The 17,625-nt window shown below is 64.1% G+C and carries 19 protein-coding genes; 14 read left to right on the plus strand and 5 right to left on the minus strand.

What is annotated here, in order from left to right; genetic code table 11:
- Nucleotides 1-29 precede the first annotated feature (29 nt).
- Nucleotides 30-887, plus strand: coding sequence for a hypothetical protein (locus IGS60_RS04415; RefSeq protein WP_230502612.1), 858 nt, complete (start codon nt 30-32; stop codon nt 885-887).
- Nucleotides 888-1,020: 133 nt separating this feature from the next.
- On the opposite strand, the gene IGS60_RS04420 is transcribed toward IGS60_RS04415, so the two are convergent.
- From IGS60_RS04420 to flgA, 4 genes are all read right to left on the minus strand, one after another.
- The gene (locus tag IGS60_RS04420; RefSeq protein WP_230502614.1) at nt 1,021-1,584 is read right to left on the minus strand and encodes an FxDxF family PEP-CTERM protein; all 564 of its coding nucleotides are present in this window, start codon (nt 1,582-1,584) and stop codon (nt 1,021-1,023) included.
- 426 nt (nt 1,585-2,010) lie between these two features.
- Nucleotides 2,011-2,478, minus strand: coding sequence for a flagella synthesis protein FlgN (locus IGS60_RS04425; protein WP_070220165.1), 468 nt, complete (start codon nt 2,476-2,478; stop codon nt 2,011-2,013).
- Between the two features lie 8 nt (nt 2,479-2,486).
- Nucleotides 2,487-2,795, minus strand: a complete 309-nt coding sequence (gene flgM, locus IGS60_RS04430; protein ID WP_034754089.1) for a flagellar biosynthesis anti-sigma factor FlgM — start codon at nt 2,793-2,795, stop codon at nt 2,487-2,489.
- A 111-nt stretch (nt 2,796-2,906) separates the two neighbouring features.
- Nucleotides 2,907-3,602 carry a flagellar basal body P-ring formation chaperone FlgA gene (gene flgA / locus IGS60_RS04435; protein ID WP_070220163.1) on the minus strand — a complete coding sequence of 232 codons (696 nt, stop codon included), beginning with the start codon at nt 3,600-3,602 and terminating at the stop codon, nt 2,907-2,909.
- 190 nt (nt 3,603-3,792) lie between these two features.
- On the opposite strand from flgA, the gene flgB reads away from it, so the two are divergent.
- The 13 genes from flgB (at nt 3,793) to IGS60_RS04500 (ending at nt 16,652) form a co-directional block, all read left to right on the plus strand.
- Nucleotides 3,793-4,245, plus strand: coding sequence for a flagellar basal body rod protein FlgB (flgB, locus tag IGS60_RS04440; RefSeq protein WP_230502616.1), 453 nt, complete (start codon nt 3,793-3,795; stop codon nt 4,243-4,245).
- Nucleotides 4,246-4,247: 2 nt separating this feature from the next.
- The gene (gene flgC / locus IGS60_RS04445; protein WP_034754081.1) at nt 4,248-4,649 is read left to right on the plus strand and encodes a flagellar basal body rod protein FlgC; all 402 of its coding nucleotides are present in this window, start codon (nt 4,248-4,250) and stop codon (nt 4,647-4,649) included.
- Nucleotides 4,650-4,664: 15 nt separating this feature from the next.
- Nucleotides 4,665-5,363 (plus strand): flagellar hook assembly protein FlgD, encoded by a 699-nt coding sequence (locus IGS60_RS04450; protein WP_070220159.1) that lies wholly within the window; start codon nt 4,665-4,667, stop codon nt 5,361-5,363.
- A gap of 54 nt (nt 5,364-5,417) precedes the next feature.
- The gene (locus tag IGS60_RS04455; protein WP_070220157.1) at nt 5,418-6,965 is read left to right on the plus strand and encodes a flagellar hook protein FlgE; all 1,548 of its coding nucleotides are present in this window, start codon (nt 5,418-5,420) and stop codon (nt 6,963-6,965) included.
- Nucleotides 6,966-7,040: 75 nt separating this feature from the next.
- Nucleotides 7,041-7,784, plus strand: a complete 744-nt coding sequence (locus IGS60_RS04460) for a flagellar basal body rod protein FlgF (protein ID WP_034787153.1) — start codon at nt 7,041-7,043, stop codon at nt 7,782-7,784.
- Nucleotides 7,785-7,844: 60 nt separating this feature from the next.
- A complete protein-coding gene (gene flgG, locus IGS60_RS04465; RefSeq protein WP_070220155.1) occupies nt 7,845-8,627 on the plus strand; it encodes a flagellar basal-body rod protein FlgG in 783 nt (260 codons plus the stop codon).
- Nucleotides 8,628-8,677: 50 nt separating this feature from the next.
- Nucleotides 8,678-9,328, plus strand: coding sequence for a flagellar basal body L-ring protein FlgH (locus IGS60_RS04470; RefSeq protein WP_070220153.1), 651 nt, complete (start codon nt 8,678-8,680; stop codon nt 9,326-9,328).
- Between the two features lie 2 nt (nt 9,329-9,330).
- The gene (locus IGS60_RS04475) at nt 9,331-10,446 is read left to right on the plus strand and encodes a flagellar basal body P-ring protein FlgI (protein ID WP_070220151.1); all 1,116 of its coding nucleotides are present in this window, start codon (nt 9,331-9,333) and stop codon (nt 10,444-10,446) included.
- A gap of 10 nt (nt 10,447-10,456) precedes the next feature.
- Complete coding sequence (gene flgJ / locus IGS60_RS04480; protein WP_099408912.1) at nt 10,457-11,383, plus strand: flagellar assembly peptidoglycan hydrolase FlgJ; 927 nt, start codon at nt 10,457-10,459, stop codon at nt 11,381-11,383.
- Nucleotides 11,384-11,471: 88 nt separating this feature from the next.
- Entirely contained in the window at nt 11,472-13,439 is a 1,968-nt protein-coding gene (gene flgK / locus IGS60_RS04485; protein ID WP_070220147.1) for a flagellar hook-associated protein FlgK, read from the plus strand.
- A gap of 51 nt (nt 13,440-13,490) precedes the next feature.
- Nucleotides 13,491-14,732 carry a flagellar hook-associated protein FlgL gene (gene flgL, locus IGS60_RS04490; RefSeq protein ID WP_070220145.1) on the plus strand — a complete coding sequence of 414 codons (1,242 nt, stop codon included), beginning with the start codon at nt 13,491-13,493 and terminating at the stop codon, nt 14,730-14,732.
- Between the two features lie 168 nt (nt 14,733-14,900).
- Nucleotides 14,901-15,344, plus strand: a complete 444-nt coding sequence (locus IGS60_RS04495) for a MarR family winged helix-turn-helix transcriptional regulator (protein WP_070220143.1) — start codon at nt 14,901-14,903, stop codon at nt 15,342-15,344.
- Between the two features lie 48 nt (nt 15,345-15,392).
- A complete protein-coding gene (locus IGS60_RS04500) occupies nt 15,393-16,652 on the plus strand; it encodes an MFS transporter (protein ID WP_230502618.1) in 1,260 nt (419 codons plus the stop codon).
- 9 nt (nt 16,653-16,661) lie between these two features.
- Here IGS60_RS04500 and IGS60_RS04505 read toward each other — a convergent pair whose 3' ends face one another.
- On the minus strand, nt 16,662-17,564 hold the full coding sequence (locus IGS60_RS04505) for a LysR family transcriptional regulator ArgP (RefSeq protein WP_230502620.1): 903 nt from the start codon (nt 17,562-17,564) through the stop codon (nt 16,662-16,664).
- Nucleotides 17,565-17,625: the final 61 nt, after the last annotated feature.

The following is a 17,625-nucleotide window of genomic DNA, read 5'->3' on the forward strand; positions in this document are numbered from 1 at the left end:
CGTGCATTTCCTTTTATGCGCCACCTCATATGAACAGCAAACTGACCGGTATCGCCATCGTCGCTGCCATCGCGGCAGTGCTGGCGCTCGTGTACTGGCCCGCACCCGATGGCGACGCGCCGGACACTGGCGCCACCGCTGCCGCCAGCGCGCCGGCGGGACGCAGCCTGGCGTCGTATTTGAATATCGACGCCACCCCGGTCGCCGATGCCGCGCCCGTTGTCGTGTCCCTGGCACAGCGGCTCGAACGCCTGGGCGCCAGCGGCAAGCCGGAGGACGCGTATGCGGCCTACAACCTGATCGACGACTGCATCGTCTTCCAGCGCGAAAACCGCTTGCCGGGGATGGAATTCGAGTTGGGGCGCGAGATGACGGTGGAAGAAAAAACCGCCCAGCAGCAGCTGTGCGCGGGTCTGACGCAGCGCCAGCGCGAGGACCGCCTCGGCTACCTGGCCACTGCCGCGCAAGGCGGCGTACCGGGCGCGGCTACCCTGTTCCTGTCGGAAGGTCCGTTCGGCGACCGCAGCGCGCTGCGCAACCGTCCCGATGATCCGCTGGTGCAGGCATGGAAGCGGCAAGCCATCGCCCAGCTGACGGCGCAGGCGGATGAGGCGGAACTGACCAGCGTGTCGACCCTGATGATGGCCTACCTGCGCGATGGCGACGTGGTGCAGAAAGACGCGCCGCAAGCGTATGGCTACCTGCTGGCCCTGCGCATGGTCTACGACGACATCCTCACGCCCGGCACCACCAATCCCTACCAGGACAGCTACTGGCACTGGCTGCAAAACGAGTTGACACCCGAGCAGCAGGCCGCCGCCCTGATCAAGGCGAATGGCATCGCCGCGAAATTCCGTCAGCATACGGGCCGGCCCACGCACGGTTGAGTGCGTAGACCAGCCCCTGCACAGGCTGGCCCGTGCATAAGCCAGTCCGTGCATAGGCCAGTCCGTGCATGGCGTCGCCGCACCGGCGCCAGGTCTGCCAGCTACGGCAGTGCTTGCAGGCGCCGGGTGCGGGTCAGGCAGCCGTCTTGCGGCGCCGTACGCTATACCCGATCAGCCCCAGTCCCGCCAGCAGCATGCCGTAGGTTTCCGGTTCAGGCACGGCCGTGGTGATGGAAATGTCCAGCACGGAATCACGCACGCCGAGGCCGCTTGCTACCAGGGTATAGGTGCCAGGTCCCAGCAGGCCGTTGAAGGTGGAATGGGCGAAGCTGCCCAGTACGCCCGTGAACGTATCCGATTGCACCAGGTTGTTGCTGGAGTCGAACAAGTCGATGTTGACCCCGGTCAGGCGGGGACCGAATTCACTGGCACCCGTGACCAGCCAGGCGGCGTTGCCCGTGAACGATTGCACGCCGTTGCCGACCGTAAACGTGGTCGTTTGCAGCAGCGAGCCGCGCTCTGTCGTGAAGGTGTCGACGAACAAGGTGTCTTGCGCCAGCAGTGGCGTGGCCACCACGGCCGTCGATACGAGATGGTTGTAGAACACGGCTTGCGTCTCGGCCTGCGCGGCTGGCGCCAGCAGGGTGCAGCCGAGCAGCAGCGCCGCGCCAGCCTTGGTTACTGAGAGAGAGTTCATATCATGCTCCTGTGTACTTGCAGTTGAAGTGGTGTGCGTCATGGCGCAGCGCAAAAGCGCAAGCCGGACGCGTGCAATGGATTAGCTATGCCTGCGGGAATGATGTTCGTGTCGGCGAGGAAAGTCCCACCATGTATTGGTGCGGCGTATGCTAGGGATTAGCATATAGTCATCATTCCCCTCAAGTTTGAGCGTGCTCAAATGTGTGGGCGTGAAGGGGGGCGCTGTTGTTTCTGCGTGCGGCGTTGTGGCGGGAGTGCGGGCATGCCGGCTCCGCCGCAGCCTCCCTGGAGGGGCGGCGCGGCGGTGATGTGCAGGATGGTCGTGATATGGGGCCGCTGTTCGGGACGGCGTCAGGCGTGCAGCAATGGCTTATTGCTGTGCCTGTCGCTGCTGTTGCCTGCGCTGGGGGAAGACGGGAGGCGCTTAGCCGATGACGACGCGCCGGCTGGCCGTGTTTGCCATCGGTTGGCCGCTGGGGCCGTAGAAATTGCCGCTTTGGGCAGTGGGGCGCATGGCGTTCAGGGCGCCTTGCGTGTGCAGCATGTGTTTGTTGACCAGCAGGCTGTTCAGCCGGTTCTGTTCCTTCGCTTCGCGCGTCGTCTCGAGCAGGGCTTTCCACAGGGGCGCCGCCTCGGCGTCGCTGGTGCTGACCAGCCAGTCTTCCATGCCCGCTTCGGCGGCCGTGAAGCCGGCCGCCGCCAGCGCCTGGTGGCGTTGCGCCGCCAGCTGGCTCAATTGTCCGACGAGCGCCGTCTTGCGGGCCGTGAGCTCCGTGATTGCATCGATGTCAGCCGCAACCAGATGCCGCTGTTCTTCTTTCATCAATGCCAGCAATGTGGTCATGAGCTGTTGCTCGTCGCGCAGGCTGGAAAACGGAGTCACTGATTGCATGAGGTAACCTATCTATTTCGTGAGTGCAGCAAGTCCTTGACCGTGTCGAGGAGACCGTCCGCCACTTTTTCAGAGTTGACCTGGAACTGGCCGTCGGCGATCGCCAGCTTGATGCGTTCGACTTTCTTCGTGTCGAACACGGCGCCGCTGCCGGCAGTTGCACTGGCCGCTAATGCCTGTCCTTGCGGCGACAGGCGTACATTGTCCGACGTTGTCGGTGTTGCCTGGGCTTTCTCGGCATTCCGGGCGCCCGAGGTATTCGCGGGCGCCACCGGCAGGCCGGGATTGCTTTTAATGGTGTTATCGGTAATTTTCACAGCGTGATCCTCGTCTGGTCGAAGTCAAAAAACTCCGGGATATGTGTCTTTATCGGCACCTTCTTCCGAAACTTTAGTGCGCCAGACCACAATATCGCTGTCCATCCGAGTTTAAAAGGCGACCTCCACCATGCCGCCAGCCCGCGCCACGCCGCTGATCTGCTGGCCGCTCTGCGTGCGTACCTGTACCGTCTGACCGTCGCCGGCGCTGCCGATGGCGCGTCCTTCTGATGCCACTTGGAAACCGTTGCCGCTGGAAACGACGCGCACCAGCTGGCCCTGCATCACCACCGGCTTGCGGCGCAGGGTGTCGAGGCGCATCGGCGTGCCTGGCGGCAAGGAAATATTCGTGCTGGCGCCCACGACCTGGGCCATGTCTGTGGCGATGCCTGCCGGCAATGCTGCCAGGTCGCCCTGCATCGTCACCAGCTGGCTGGCATCGATGGCTTGCCCTTGCGCCAGCGGCACGGCGCTGGCCACATAGTCGCCCACGACGGCCACGTTCGCCTGCAGATAGATGGTCCAGTTGGAGGGGGCCGTGCAGCGCACGCCCACGGTCGTCTTGCCCCAGGCGCGCGCGCCTGGCGCCATGAAGGCTTGCGGCGCGGGGCAGGCGGCCAGGTTCAGGCGCGGATCGACGGCGCCGACGGTGACCGTCACCTTGCCCGGCAAGCCGTTGCTTTGCACTTGCAGGAATTGTTCCACGCTGTTGCGCAGCGCTTCCGGCGTCTGCCGGCCGGCGTTTTGCGCCTGCGCCAGCAGTGGCAGGGCGGCAAGAGCGAAGAAGAAAGCAAGCGGTGTTTTCATGGTATAGGCCTCTGGAATAGTGCCATGATAGTGCGCGCCGCCCCGTTTGAAGCGACGATTAAGGGGTAAAAGTACGGTCTGATCCGGCGATGGTCTTGCCGGCGGGCGCCGTACTATGTTTCCTGTCATCACTATACCGCCATCCTTCCGCCATCTCAGGCGCCAGTGGCAGATCTTTCCGGAGCCTGACATGATAGGGAAACTCGACGATTACATGCGCTTCAACGAGACGGCGCTGAGCATGCGCTCGACGCGCCAGGAATTGCTCGCCTCGAATATCGCCAATGCCGACACGCCCAACTACAAGGCGCGCGACGTCGATTTCGCCAGCGCGCTGAAGGGAGCGATGGCACGCAAGGATGGCGTGCAGCCGGCCCTGAAGGGCACGGCGCCGCAGCATATGCCGGGCAAGGGCGTCGCCGCCGCCGTGGGTGGCAGCACGGGCGGCAAGGTCGAGACCCTGGCCGACGGCACGCCGCTGCTGTACCGCGCGCCGGCCCAGGGCGCCGTCGATGGCAACACGGTCGACATGGACCTCGAGCGCAATGCCTTTGCCGATAACGCCATCCGCTACGAGGCGGCCGTAACGTTCCTCAACTCGCAGATCAAGGGCATGCTGACGGCCATCCAGGGAGGACAATAATCATGTCGCTATTTAATATTTTCAATGTTTCCGGTTCGGCCATGAGCGCCCAGGCGCAGCGCCTGAACACGGTGGCCAGCAACCTGGCCAATGCCGACAGCGCCACCAGCGCCACGGGCGAAGCCTACCGCGCCAAGCAGGTGGTGTTCGAAGCCGTGCCCATGGCCAATGGCGCCACGGCCGTCAAGGTGCAGAAGGTGATCGAAGATCCTTCGCCGATGAAGCTGGTCTACGACCCGAAGAATCCGCTGGCCGACGAGAAGGGCTACGTCACCATGCCCAACGTGAATACGGTCGACGAGATGGTCAACATGCTGTCGGCCTCGCGCTCGTACCAGACCAACGTGGAAACCATGAACGCGGCCAAGTCGCTGCTCCTGAAAACCCTCACCATCGGCCAATAAGGCTGACTGACCATTATGGCAACCATCGATACGAGCAAAACCGTCACCACCGACCTGATGGCGACGATGAATCCGAAGAAGACGACGGCCGCGAAGGGCAGCGTCGAGGAAGAAACGAACAAATTCCTGACCCTGCTGGTGACCCAGCTGCAAAACCAGGATCCGATGAACCCGCTGGACAATGCGCAGCTGACCAGCCAGTTGGCCCAGCTGTCCACGGTGACGGGCGTCAACAAGCTCAATACCACGCTGGAAACGCTCAAGACCAGCTACCAGCAAGCCGAATCCATGCAGGCGGCCAATATCATCGGCCACGGCGTCTTGACTGCAGGCAAGAGCATTAACCTGAGCAAGAGCGCGGCCCTGCTGGGCGTGGACCTGGCGACGCCGGCCGACAGCGTCAAGGTCACCATCTACAACAGTACGGGCAAGGAAGTCCATTCCATCGACCTGGGCCCGCAGGACGCGGGTACCTTGCCGCTGGGCTGGAACGGCTCCACGGCCGAGCTCGACAAGGACGGCAAGAACATCGTGCTGCCTGACGGCGCCTATACGTTCTCGGTGGAAGCCAAGCGGGGCGGCGCCAAGCTGACCGATGCGGCGGCGCTGATGTTCGGTTCGGTCGCCAGCGTGTCGACGGGCGCCGGCGGCGTGAAGTTGAATGTGCCGGGCGTGGGCAGTATCACCATGGCCGATGTGAAACAGATTTTGTAAGCCGCTCATTTGTAGCGTAGACCCTCTACCCCTATTTTCTACCAGGAGAACACAATGTCTTTCCAACAAGGCCTGAGCGGCTTGAACGGCGCCGCCAAATCGCTGGACGTCATCGGTAACAACATCGCCAACTCGGCCACCGTGGGTTTCAAGCAATCGCAGGCGCAGTTCGCCGACATCTATGCCAACTCGCTGTATGGCGTGGGCGGCAACCAGCCCGGTATCGGCGTGTCCGTGTCGCAGGTGGCGCAGTTGTTCAACCAGGGTAACCTGGAAAGTTCGTCCAATCCGCTCGACATCGCCATCAACGGCGGCGGTTTCTTCCGCACCAGCGTGAACGGCGCCATCCAGTACTCGCGCAACGGCCAGTTCCAGGTCGACAAGAACGGTTTCATCGTCAATGCCCAGAAAGCCCAGCTGACGGGCTATCCGGCCGATGTGAACGGCAAGATCCTGGCCGGCGCCACCGTGCCGCTGCAGATCGACCCGTCCGACATGGCGCCGCAGGCGACCACCAAGGTCGATACCCAGGTCAACCTCGATTCCAATTCGGCCATGCCGACCGTGGTGCCGTTCACCGTGGGCGAGCAAAAGTCGTGGACCAAGCAATTCCCCGTGCCCGTCTACGATTCGCTGGGCAACTCCCACACCATGTCCAATTTCTACGTCAAGACGGGTACCAATACCTGGGATGTCTACACGGCCACTGACGGCAAGGAAATCACCAGCGCGAAAGTGGTCGCCGCTGCGCAAACCGATGCCGCCTCGCTGGCCGCGCGCGCCGCCTATCAGGCCGCCGTCACGGCCGTGCCGCTGGTGCCCGCCAATATCACGGCCGCCGCCGTTGCCTATGGCAATGCGGCCGGTGTCGCCATACGCACCGCCGCCGCCGCGGCCGGCGCCAGCCCGGCCCAGCTGGCCGCCATCAGCGCCACCTATGGCAGCGCCGTGCCCAACGGCGTCAATTCCAGCCTCACGCCGGACCAGATCGACAGCAGGATCTCCGCGGTGACGGAAGTGCCCGCCGTGAAGTCGGCGTCGCTGGTGTTCAACAGCGTCGGCAGCCTGGACAAGGCCGCCATGCTGGCCCTGACGCCGCCGCAAACCCTGCCGGTGACGGTCAACCTGCCCGTCTTCCCCGCCACGGGCGCGAACGCGAATCTGGCGATCAAGGTCGACTTCACCAATTCGACCCAGCTCAGTTCGTCCACCAGCGAAAAGCGCACCGTGGCCGATGGCTATGCGGCTGGCCAGCTGGATCGTTTCGTCGTGGGTTCCGATGGCGTGATCCAGGGCCAGTACAACAACGGCAAGACGCGCGACCTGGGCCAGGTGGTGCTGACCAAGTTTTCCAATCCGAATGGCCTTGAGCCGCTGGGCAACAATGCCTGGGCGGAAAGCTCGACCTCGGGCAGCCCGATGACGGGCGAGCCGAGCTCGGGCGGCCTGGGCGACTTGCGCGCCTCGGCCGTGGAAGTGTCGAACGTGGACCTGACGGCGGAACTGGTCAACATGATCACGGCCCAGCGCGCCTACCAGGCGAATGCGCAGACCATCAAGACGCAGGATTCCGTCATGCAAACACTCGTCAACCTGCGTTAATAGTATCGGGGTCAGACCCGCCGGGTCTGACCCCAGCTTTCTGCCTTGGGTTGAAGGCAACAGGAGAAATAAAAAATGGACCGTCTCATCTACACCGCCGGCTCCGGCGCCAAGCACATCCTGGACAAGCAGGCGACCACGGCGAACAACCTGGCGAACGCCACCAGCACGGGTTTCCGCGCTCAGCTCGACTCGTTCCGCGCCGTGCCCGTGGTGGCCGACGGCATGATGCCGACGCGCGCCTTCGTCGTCGATTCGACGGTCGGTTCCGACTTCACGCAAGGCCCGATGCAGCACACGGGCCGCGCGCTCGACGTGGCCGTGGAAAACGGCGGCTGGATCGCGGTGCAGTCGGCCGATGGTTCCGAAGCCTACACGCGCAACGGCGCCCTGAAGCTCAATGAAAACGGCATGCTGCAGACGCAGTCGGGCCTGATGGTGCAGGGCGATACGGGCCCCATGGCCATTCCGCCCGGCGTGACGGTGGCCATCGCCAGCGACGGTACGGTGGGCACGATATCCACGGACGTGCCGCCAGGCCCGTCGACGGTGTTGGGACGCATCAAGCTGGTCAACCCGCCCGAGCAGCAACTGGTGCGCGGCGACGACGGCCTGTTCCGTCTGAAGGATGGCACGGTGGCGCAGGCCGACCAGGCCGTCAAGCTGACCACCGGTGCCTTGGAAGGCAGCAATGTCAGCCCTGTCGACTCCATGGTCAGCATGATCGCTCTGGCGCGCCAGTTCGAAACGCAAATGAGCTTGTTGAAGAATGCCGAGAATAACGCGGCGAAAGCCACCCAGATCCTCGCTTTGAATTGATGGGGGCCACCGCATAATGGTCACATAGAAATAGTCTAGCGCTGTTATTGGAGAAAAATCATGATTCGTTCCCTTTGGATTGCCAAAACCGGCCTGGAAGCGCAGCAGACGCAGATGGACGTGATCGCCAATAACCTGGCCAACGTCAGCACCACGGGCTTCAAGAAGTCGCGCGCCGTGTTTGAAGACTTGCTGTATCAAAATGTGCGCCAGCCGGGCGCGCAATCGTCGCAGCAGACCCAGCTGCCATCGGGCCTGCAGATCGGCACGGGCGTACGCACCGTGGCTACCGAACGCATCCATACGCAGGGCAATCCCCAGGCGTCGGGCAATTCACGCGATGTGATGGTCAACGGCACCGGCTTTTTCCAGGTACTGCTGCCGGACGGCGCCACCGCCTACACGCGTGACGGCTCCTTCCAGACCGATGCCAACGGCCAGCTCGTCACTTCCGAAGGTTTCGTCATCCAGCCCGCCATCACCGTGCCGACCAATGCGCTGAGCCTGACCGTGGCGCGCGACGGCACCGTCTCCGTCACCTTGCCCGACACTGTTGCACCATCGCAAATCGGCTCGCTGCAGCTGACCACCTTCGTCAATCCGGCCGGCCTGGAATCGAAGGGCGAAAACCTGTACATGGAAACGGGCGCCTCCGGCGTGGCGCAGACCAACACCCCGGGCACCAACGGCGCCGGCGTGCTGATGCAGGGCTATATCGAAACGTCGAACGTCAACGTGGCCGAGGAAATGGTCAACATGATCCAGACGCAGCGCGCTTACGAGATCAACAGCAAGGCCATCACCACGTCCGATCAAATGCTGCAGAAATTGTCGCAACTTTAATTTTCATAGTCGTCATGCCATCCGCCGCCGGATGGCAGCGGAGGTTCGTCATGCAATACCCCATCATCGCCCTGTTGTCCGCAGTCCTGCTGTCCGGCTGCGCCATCACGCCCACCTCGATCGTGCAGTACCCGACCACCACGCGCGCGCCGATGCCCGAACCCGTGGTCGTCAGCAACGGCTCCATCTACCAGCCGTCGACTTACCGTCCCGCCTTCGAAGACCGCCGCGCGCGCCACGTGGGCGACACCATGACGATCGCCATCACCGAGCGCACGAACGCCGTCAAGGCGGGCGCCAGTTCCGGCAACAAGTCGGGCAGCGTGGGCTTTTCCACGCCAGGCATGCTGCAGGGCCGTTTGGGCGGCACCGTCTCGGCGAATGGCGCCACCAAGTTTGCGGACGGCGACAACCAGTCCGCCAGCAACACCTTTTCCGGCACGATCGGCGTGACGGTGATTGAAGTGCTGCCGAACGGTAACCTGATCGTGGCCGGCGAGAAACAGATCGCCATGAACAAGGGCACGGAATTCATCCGCTTCTCGGGCATGGTCAATCCCGATACCATCGGCACGGGCAACGTCGTGCCATCGACCCAGGTGGCCGACGCGCGCGTCGAATACCGTACCAACAGCCAGATCGACCGCGCCGAAATGGCCTCGATGGCGTCGCGCTTCTTCCTCAGCCTGCTGCCGTTCTGATCATGGCCACTTTTACTTTCCCCCGCTTTGCCGCTGTTTTCGGCCTGGCCATCTCCCTGCTGGCGCCCGTGGCGCAGGCCGAGCGCATCAAGGACCTGGCCAGCATCGCCGGCGTGCGCCAGAATCAGCTGATGGGCTATGGCCTCGTCGTCGGCCTCGACGGCAGCGGCGACCAGACCACGCAAACGCCATTCACCATCCAGAGCGTGGCGGCGATGCTGCAGCAGCAGGGCATTAACTTGCCACAAGGCACCAGTTTGCAGCTGAAAAACGTGGCCGCCGTGATGGTGACGACGGCCTTGCCCGCGTTTGCCCAACCGGGCCAGCTGCTCGACGTGACGGTCTCGTCGATGGGCAACGCGAAAAGTTTGCGCGGCGGCACTTTATTGATGACGCCATTGAAGGGCGCCGACGGCCAGGTGTACGGCATGGCACAGGGCAACGTGCTGGTGGGCGGCGTGGGCGCGCAGGCGGCCGGCAGCTCCGTCGTCATCAATCACCTGAGCGTGGGCCGCATTTCGGGCGGCGCCACGGTCGAGCGTACCGTGCCTTCGGTGCTGGGCGCCAACAACACGATACGCCTGGAATTGAACGCCACCGATTTCGCCACGGCCAGCCGCGTGGTCGACGCCATCAACAGCCGCTACGGCGCCGGCACGGCCGCCGCGCTGGACGGGCGCGTGATCCAGGTGCAGTCGCCGGGCGGCAGCGACCAGCGCGTGTCCTTCCTGGGCCAGCTGGAAAGCATCGAAGTCAATCCGGCCCGCCTGGCGGCCAAGGTCATCATGAATGCGCGCACCGGTTCCGTCGTGATGAACCAGTCCGTGACGCTGGAAACGTGCGCCATTTCGCATGGCAACCTGTCCGTCACCATCAATGTCGAGCCGCAGGTGAGCCAGCCGGCGCCGCTGTCGGGCGGACGCACGGTGGTCACGCAGACGGCGCAGATCGATATCAAGAAGGAACCGGGCAAGGTGATGCTGGTCAAGGGCGGCGCTTCGCTGTCCGACGTGGTCAAGGCCTTGAATGCCATCGGCGCCTCGCCGCAAGACTTGCTGGCCATCCTGCAGGCGATGAAGGCGGCAGGTTCGCTGCGCGCCGAACTCGAAATCATTTGATGGACACGCCATGATCAGCCAAACCGACCTCAGCAATACCGCCGCCTATGACGTCAAGGGCATGGATGGCTTGCGCCAGTCCGCCAAGGCGAAGGACCCCGCCGCCCTGAAAGAGGCGGCCACGCAATTCGAAGCCATGTTCATCAACATGATGATGAAAAGCATGCGCGAGGCCACGCCGCAGGACGGCATCATGGATAGCCAGCAGAGCAAGATGTACACCTCGATGCTGGACCAGCAGACGAGCCAGAACCTGGCCAAGCGGGGCACGGGCCTGGCGGACGTGCTGATCCGCCAGCTGTCGTCGTCGAACCAGGCGCTGGCCGCCGACGGCGCCGAAGCGCCGTCGCCCCGTTCGTCGAGCATGGCGCAGGCCCTGGCCGCGTTCCGCCAGCAGCAGGGCGCGCTGACCGAGGGGGCAGGCAGCGCCGCCGCCACCGGCAAGACCCTGAGCGACAAGGCCAACGCCACGCAGGCGCCGCACGTGCGCGCCTTCCAGGAAAAGCTGGGCGTGCATGCGGAAGAGGCGAGCCGCGCCACCGGCATCCCGGCCAAGTTCATGCTGGGCCAGGCGGCGCTGGAAACGGGCTGGGGCAAGCGCGAAATCATCAGCCGCGACGGCAGCAGCAGCCACAACCTGTTCGGCATCAAGGCGTCGAGCGACTGGAAGGGCAAGGTCACGGAAGCCGTCACCACGGAATATGTAAATGGCAAGGCGCAGCGCAAGGTGGAAAAATTCCGCGCCTACGACAGCTACGCGGACAGCTTCAAGGATTATGCGCAGTTGATTACCAACAACAAGCGCTACGAAAAAGTGCTGGCCAGCGCGGGCGACGCCAGCACGTTTGCCCAGGGCTTGCAAAAGGCCGGCTACGCGACGGACCCGAATTACGCTGCCAAATTGACAAAAATTATTAAAAATTCGCTGGTCGGCTAATTCCCCGCCTGTCCCCTGCGCAAGCCGCGCGCTTCAAGTTTTCGCCGCGGCTGCCGTAAATACATTTGACGGTAACCAATAAGACACCATGACTTCGAATCTACTCAGCATCGGTAAGAGCGGTTTGCTTGCAGCGCAGGTGGGCCTGTCGACGACCGGGCATAACATCACCAACGCCAACGTGGCCGGCTACAGCCGTCAGGTGGTGCTGCAGCAGACGTCGCAGTCCAACTATGCCGGCTATGGCTTTGTCGGCACGGGCACGGAAGTGTCGCAGATCAAGCGCCAGTACGACAGCTTCATGGCCACTCAGGTCAATTCCGCGCAAAGCGCGACCAGTGCGCTCGACACGTATTACACGCAGATCAGCCAGATCGACAATCTGCTGGCCGATCCCACGGCCGGTCTGTCGCCCGCCATGCAGGATTTCTTCAAGGGCGTGCAGGATTTCAGCTCGAATCCCTCGTCGGTCGCGTCGCGTCAGGCGCTGCTGTCGAGCGCCGGCTCGCTCGCTTCGCGCTTTCAGGGTCTGAGCGCGCGCCTGACGGAGATCGGTGACGGCGTCAATTCGCAGATCACGTCGAATGTGACGGTGATCAATACCTATGCCAAGCAGCTCGCCGAGCTGAACAAGTCGATTTCCCAGTTGTCGGTCGATGCCAGCAACCAGCCCAACGATCTGCTGGACCAGCGCGACCAGCTGATCACGGAATTGAACAAATATGTGAAGGCGACGGTGCAGCCCGCCGCCAACAATACCGTCACCATTTCCATCGGCGCCGGCCAGCCCCTGGTGGTGGCGGACCGCAGCTTCGAACTGGCGGCCACGCCTTCGCGGACGGACCCGAACCGCATCGAGGTGGGCTATGTCACGGGCAGTACCGTCACCGTGCTGCCGGACAGTTCCCTGACCGGCGGTTCGCTGGGCGGCTTGCTGGAATTTCGCAGCGGTACGCTGGACAATGTCCAGAACTCGCTGGGCAAGGTCGCCATCGCGCTGGCCAGCACCTTCAACGACCAGCACAAGCTGGGCCAGGACTTGAATGGCGCCATGGGCGGCGATTTTTTCAAGATACCCGACCCCGTGATCGGTGCCGACCGCGGCAACAACGCCAGCAGCACCACGGTGCTGTCGGCCAAGGTCAGCGACCCGACCAAGCTGACGGCCAGCGATTACAGCCTGAAATACGACGGCAGCAACTATGTGGTAACGCGCGAATCCGACGGCACGCACACCATCATCAATCCGTATCCGCAAACGGGGCCGCAAACCATCGACGGCGTCGATTTCTCGATCTCGGGCACGGCCGCCCAAGGCGACAACTACGTCATCAAGCCGACGGCGAATGGCGCGGCCGGCTTGAACGTGCTGATTACCGACCGCAACAAGATCGCGGCCGCCGCGCCGATCGCCACGTCGGCGCCGGTGGCCAATACGGGTTCCGGCAAGCTCAGCGCCGGCTCCGTCGACAAGGCCTACCTGACGCCGGGCAATGCGCTGACCGGTCCCCTGACCTTGACGTATGACAAGGCGACCACCTCGCTGACGGGTTTCCCGGCAGGCCAGGCGGTGACGGTCAAGGGCTTGAATGGCGCGACCACGACCTATCCGGCCGGCACGGCGAACATCCCCTACACGGAAGGCGACAACTTTAGCTTTGGCGGCATCAATGTCAGCATGACGGGCACGCCGGCGCAGGGCGATACCTTCGTCATCAAGCCCAATACGGGCGGCGTGGGCGACAACCGCAATGCCGCGCTGCTGGCGGGCTTGCAGACGAAGAATATCCTCGATGGCGGCAATGCCACGTTCCAGGGTTCGTATGCGCAAACCGTCAGCTTCGTGGGCAACAAGACGCGCGAAGTGCAGGTGAGCGGCCTGGCCAGCCTGGCCTTGCTGCAGCAGGTCAGCACCCAGCAGCAGGCCGTTTCCGGCGTCAACCTCGACGAAGAGGCGGCCAACCTGCTGCGTTACCAGCAGTCCTACCAGGCGTGCGGCAAGGTCATGCAGATCGCCAGCACCCTGTTCGACGTGGTCATCGGCCTGGGACGTTAATCAATTTTTGCCGCGACATAGCGCGCGGCGGCTTTCTGGAAGGGCAGCATCATGCGCATCAGCACACGAATGATTTATGACCAGGGCAGCTCGCAGCTGAACAATCTGCAGGGCGCCTTGAACCGTACGCAGATGCAGCTGTCGTCGAACCGCCGCAACCTGACGCCGGCCGACGATCCGATCGCCTCGGCGCGCGCGCTGGAAGTGACGCAGTCGCAATCGATCAACACCCAGTTCGTGACGAACCGTTCGAATGCGAAGAACTTCCTGTCGCAGGAAGAGCTGGCGCTGGCCAGCACCACCTCGCTGATCGCCGACGTGAAGGACCTGGTGCTCAAGGCCGGTAACCCTTCCCTGAAGGATGTCGACCGCGATACCCTGGCGAGGGAGCTGGAAGGCCGGCTGACCGACTTGCTGGGCATCGCGAATACGGCCGACGGCGCAGGCGGCTACCTGTTTTCCGGCTACAAATCCACGACCCAGCCATTCAGCCAGACGCCGACGGGCGCCAGCTATGTGGGCGACCAGGGACAGCGCGAATTGCAGGTGGGTTCGGCGCGCTACCTGGCCACCAGCGATTCCGGCGCCACCGTGTTTGAAAACAACCTGACGGGCAACGGCAAGTTCACGACGGCCGCCGCTACCGCCAACTTCACGCGCGGCGGCTCGGGCGTGATTTCGGGCGGCACGGTGACGGACCCGTCGGCATTGACGGGGCACAAGTATTCGATCGACTTCAAGGTCACGGGCACGGGAACGGACGCCGTCACCACCTATACCGTCACCGACGCCACCCTGGGCCAGACGGTGCCCAATCCTGCCGTGCCCATCCCCTACAAGGCGGGCGACGCCATCACCTTCGACGGCCAGCAAGTGAACATCACGGGCAAGCCGGCCGACCTGGACAGCTTTACCTTGGAGCCGAGCGCCAAGGAATCGTTGTTTACCACCGTGAAAAACCTGATCGGCGTGCTGCGCCAGCCTGGCAGCGGCGATGCGGGCCAGGCGCGCCTGACGAACGGCTTGAACGCCGCGCACAACATCCTCGACACGGCCTATGACAATGTGCTGTCCGTGCGCGCCGATGTCGGTTCCCGCATGAAGGAACTCGATTACCTCGACAGCGCCGGCGACGATCTCGACATCCAGTACGCCACCACCTTGTCGGATCTGCAAGACCTGGACATGGTGAAAGCCATTTCCACCTTCAGCCAGCAGCAAGTGACCCTGCAGGCGGCGCAAAAATCGTTCACTTCGATCTCGGGCTTGTCGCTGTTCAATTACATCAGCTGACGCACCGGCATCGCGGGATGGGCCGGCAAGCCGGGGCAGGGAGTGCATCTCCCGCCCCGGCTTTTTTGCGCGCGGAATCTGGCTGTTCTGGCAATATATGCAGGCAAACTGTGCAGTCTAACTGCATATCTGTTATAGTGGAGTCTGTTGATACACCACACGGCCACCATGACCACCGCGCAAGAAGACCACGAACAAGTTCTGCAACTGGCCGGCGAATTGCGCATCCTGGTCGGCAAATTGCGCCGCCGCCTGCGCGAAGAGGCGCACCTGGGAGACGTCAGCATGTCGCAGGCGTCCGTGCTCAGCCGTCTCGAGCGCGACGGCCCCGCCACCGTCAGCAGCCTGGCGCGCGCCGAAGGCATGCGGCCCCAGTCGATGGCCGCCACCGTGCAAGCCTTGACGCAAGCGCGGATGGTGACGGGGTCGCCCGATCCGCTCGATGGCCGGCAGACGCTATTGACCCTGACGGACAGCTGCCGCGCCTGGATCGCGGCGAGCCGCGCCGCACGCGAAGACTGGCTGGCGCGCACCATCGAAACCCGGCTTACGCCGGCCGAAGTCACCGAGCTCGACAAGGCGGTGGCCTTACTCAAACGCTTGGCGGAGTGATCCGCTGAATTTTTCACCACGACCCCGGCAAGGAGCCCGCACGCCCAGATGAACAACACATTCCGTTCGCTACGCATTCCCAATTACCGTATCTGGGCCGGCGGCGCCCTCGTGTCGAATATCGGCACGTGGATGCAGCGCACGGCGCAGGATTGGCTGGTGCTGAGCGAATTGACGCAGCACAATGCCAGCGCCGTCGGCATCGTCATGGCCTTGCAATTCGGCCCGCAGCTGCTGTTGCTGCCCCTGACGGGCATGGCGGCCGACCTGCTCGACCGCAGGAAACTGCTGCTGTGCACGCAGGCGGCCATGGGCTTGCTGGCGCTGGGACTCGGGATGTTGTGCATCAGCGGCCTGGTACAACTGTGGCACGTGTATGTGTTTGCTTTCCTGCTGGGTTGCGTGACGGCCTTCGATTCGCCCGTGCGCCAGACTTTCGTGGCTGAAATCGTCGGCGAGGAAGATCTGACGAACGCCGTGGCGCTCAACTCCACCTCGTTCAATGCGGCGCGCATGCTGGGCCCGGCCGTCGCCGGCTTGTTGATCAGCAGCGTCGGCAGCGGCTGGGTCTTCATCATCAACGCCGTCAGTTTTGCCGCCGTGATCGGTTCGCTGTTGCTGCTGCGCGTGGAACTGCTGCGCCATGCGCCGCGCGTCAAGGCCACGCGCGCCAGCCTGGGCGAGGGTTTCCGCTACGTGCGCCAGCGGCCCGACCTGATGGCCATCCTGCTGATGCTGTTCCTGATCGGCACCTTTGGCCTGAACTTCCCGATTTTCCTCTCGACCATGTCCGTGACGGCTTTCCATGCGGGCGCCGGCCAGTATGGCGTGCTCAGCTCCGTGATGGCATGCGGCTCCGTGGCCGGCGCCCTGCTGGCGGCGGGGCGCGGCCAGCCCACGCTGGCCCTGCTGCTGGGGGCGGCCGCGCTGTTCGGGCTGGCCTGCGCGCTGGCCGCCGTGATGCCCAATTACTGGCTGTTCGGCATGATGCTGGTGGTCATCGGCATCGCCGCGCAAACGTTTACCACCAGCGTCAACAGCAGCGTGCAACTGTCGACGGCGCCCGCCATGCGGGGCCGCGTGATGGCCATCCTTTTGGCGATCTCGGCAGGCGGCACGCCGCTGGGCGCGCCCATCGTGGGCTGGGTGGCCGACACCTTCGGCCCGCGCTGGGCGCTGGGCATCGGTGCCCTGTCGGGCCTGGCGGCAGCCTTCGTCGGCGTGCGCTACCTGGTCAAACATCACCAGTTGCGCCTGAACGTCGACCTGCGGCGCCGGCGCTTCGCATTCAGCAGCGACCAGCATTGAGGCGGCCCGTCAGGGCGGCAGCAGGGCCGTGCGGGCGGCGGCCACGATGGCTGCGCTCAAGCCGTCGAGCAGGCCGGAGGCGGCGCGCGCCGTATGCCAGTACAGGGCGACATCGAGCGGGGTATCCGGCAGCAGTTCGACCAGGCTGCCATTGTCAAGGTGCGGCTGGATCAGCGCCTGCGGGTGCAAGCCCCAGCCCATGCCGGCCAGGGCGGCCGTGACGAAGGCATGCGACGAAGGCAGGGCATGGCGCGGCAGCTCCACGTGCCGGTGGCACAGGCGCCGCACCCAGCGCGCCTGCAGTTCGTCCTTGGCATTGAAGACGAGGCTGGGTGCCAGCGCCAGGCTGGCGGCACCGACGCCGTGGGCAAAATAGCGCTGCAGGAAGGCGGGACTGGCGGCGGCCAGGTAGCGCATGGCGCCCAGCGGGCGGCTGTTGCAGCCCGATGCGGGCCGGGCCGTGGCGCTGACGGCGGCCAGCACGGCGCCGCTGCGCAGCCATTCGGCCGTATGGTCCTGGTCGTCGACGGCCACTTGCAGCAGCACCGGGTGCCTGGCCGCAAAGGCGGCGATGGCGGGCGTCAGCCAGGTGGCCAGGCTGTCGGCATTCACGGCGACGGGCACGCTGGCGCGCGACACGCCCAGTGCTGTCTGCGCCAGCGCCGGCAAGGTGCCCTGCAAATCCTGTTCGAGCAGCTGCACCTGGTCCACGTGCTGGCACAGGCGCCGGCCCGTTTCCGTGGCGCGGCAGGGCTGGTCGCGTATGACCAGTGCGCAGCCGACGCGCTCTTCCAGCAGGCGGATGCGCTGCGAAATGGCCGATGGCGTCACGTGCAAGGCGCGCGCGGCGCGCTCGAAACTGCCTTCGCGGAGGACGGCGGCCAGGGCGGCGAGGGCGGCATAATCGAGCATGAATGAAGTTTTCCTTAACTTACTGCAGTAAAGGTAGTTTGCCTTCATTGCGTGCGGCTGG

Source organism: Janthinobacterium sp. FW305-128 (assembly GCF_020858135.1).
Taxonomy (GTDB): domain Bacteria; phylum Pseudomonadota; class Gammaproteobacteria; order Burkholderiales; family Burkholderiaceae_D; genus Janthinobacterium.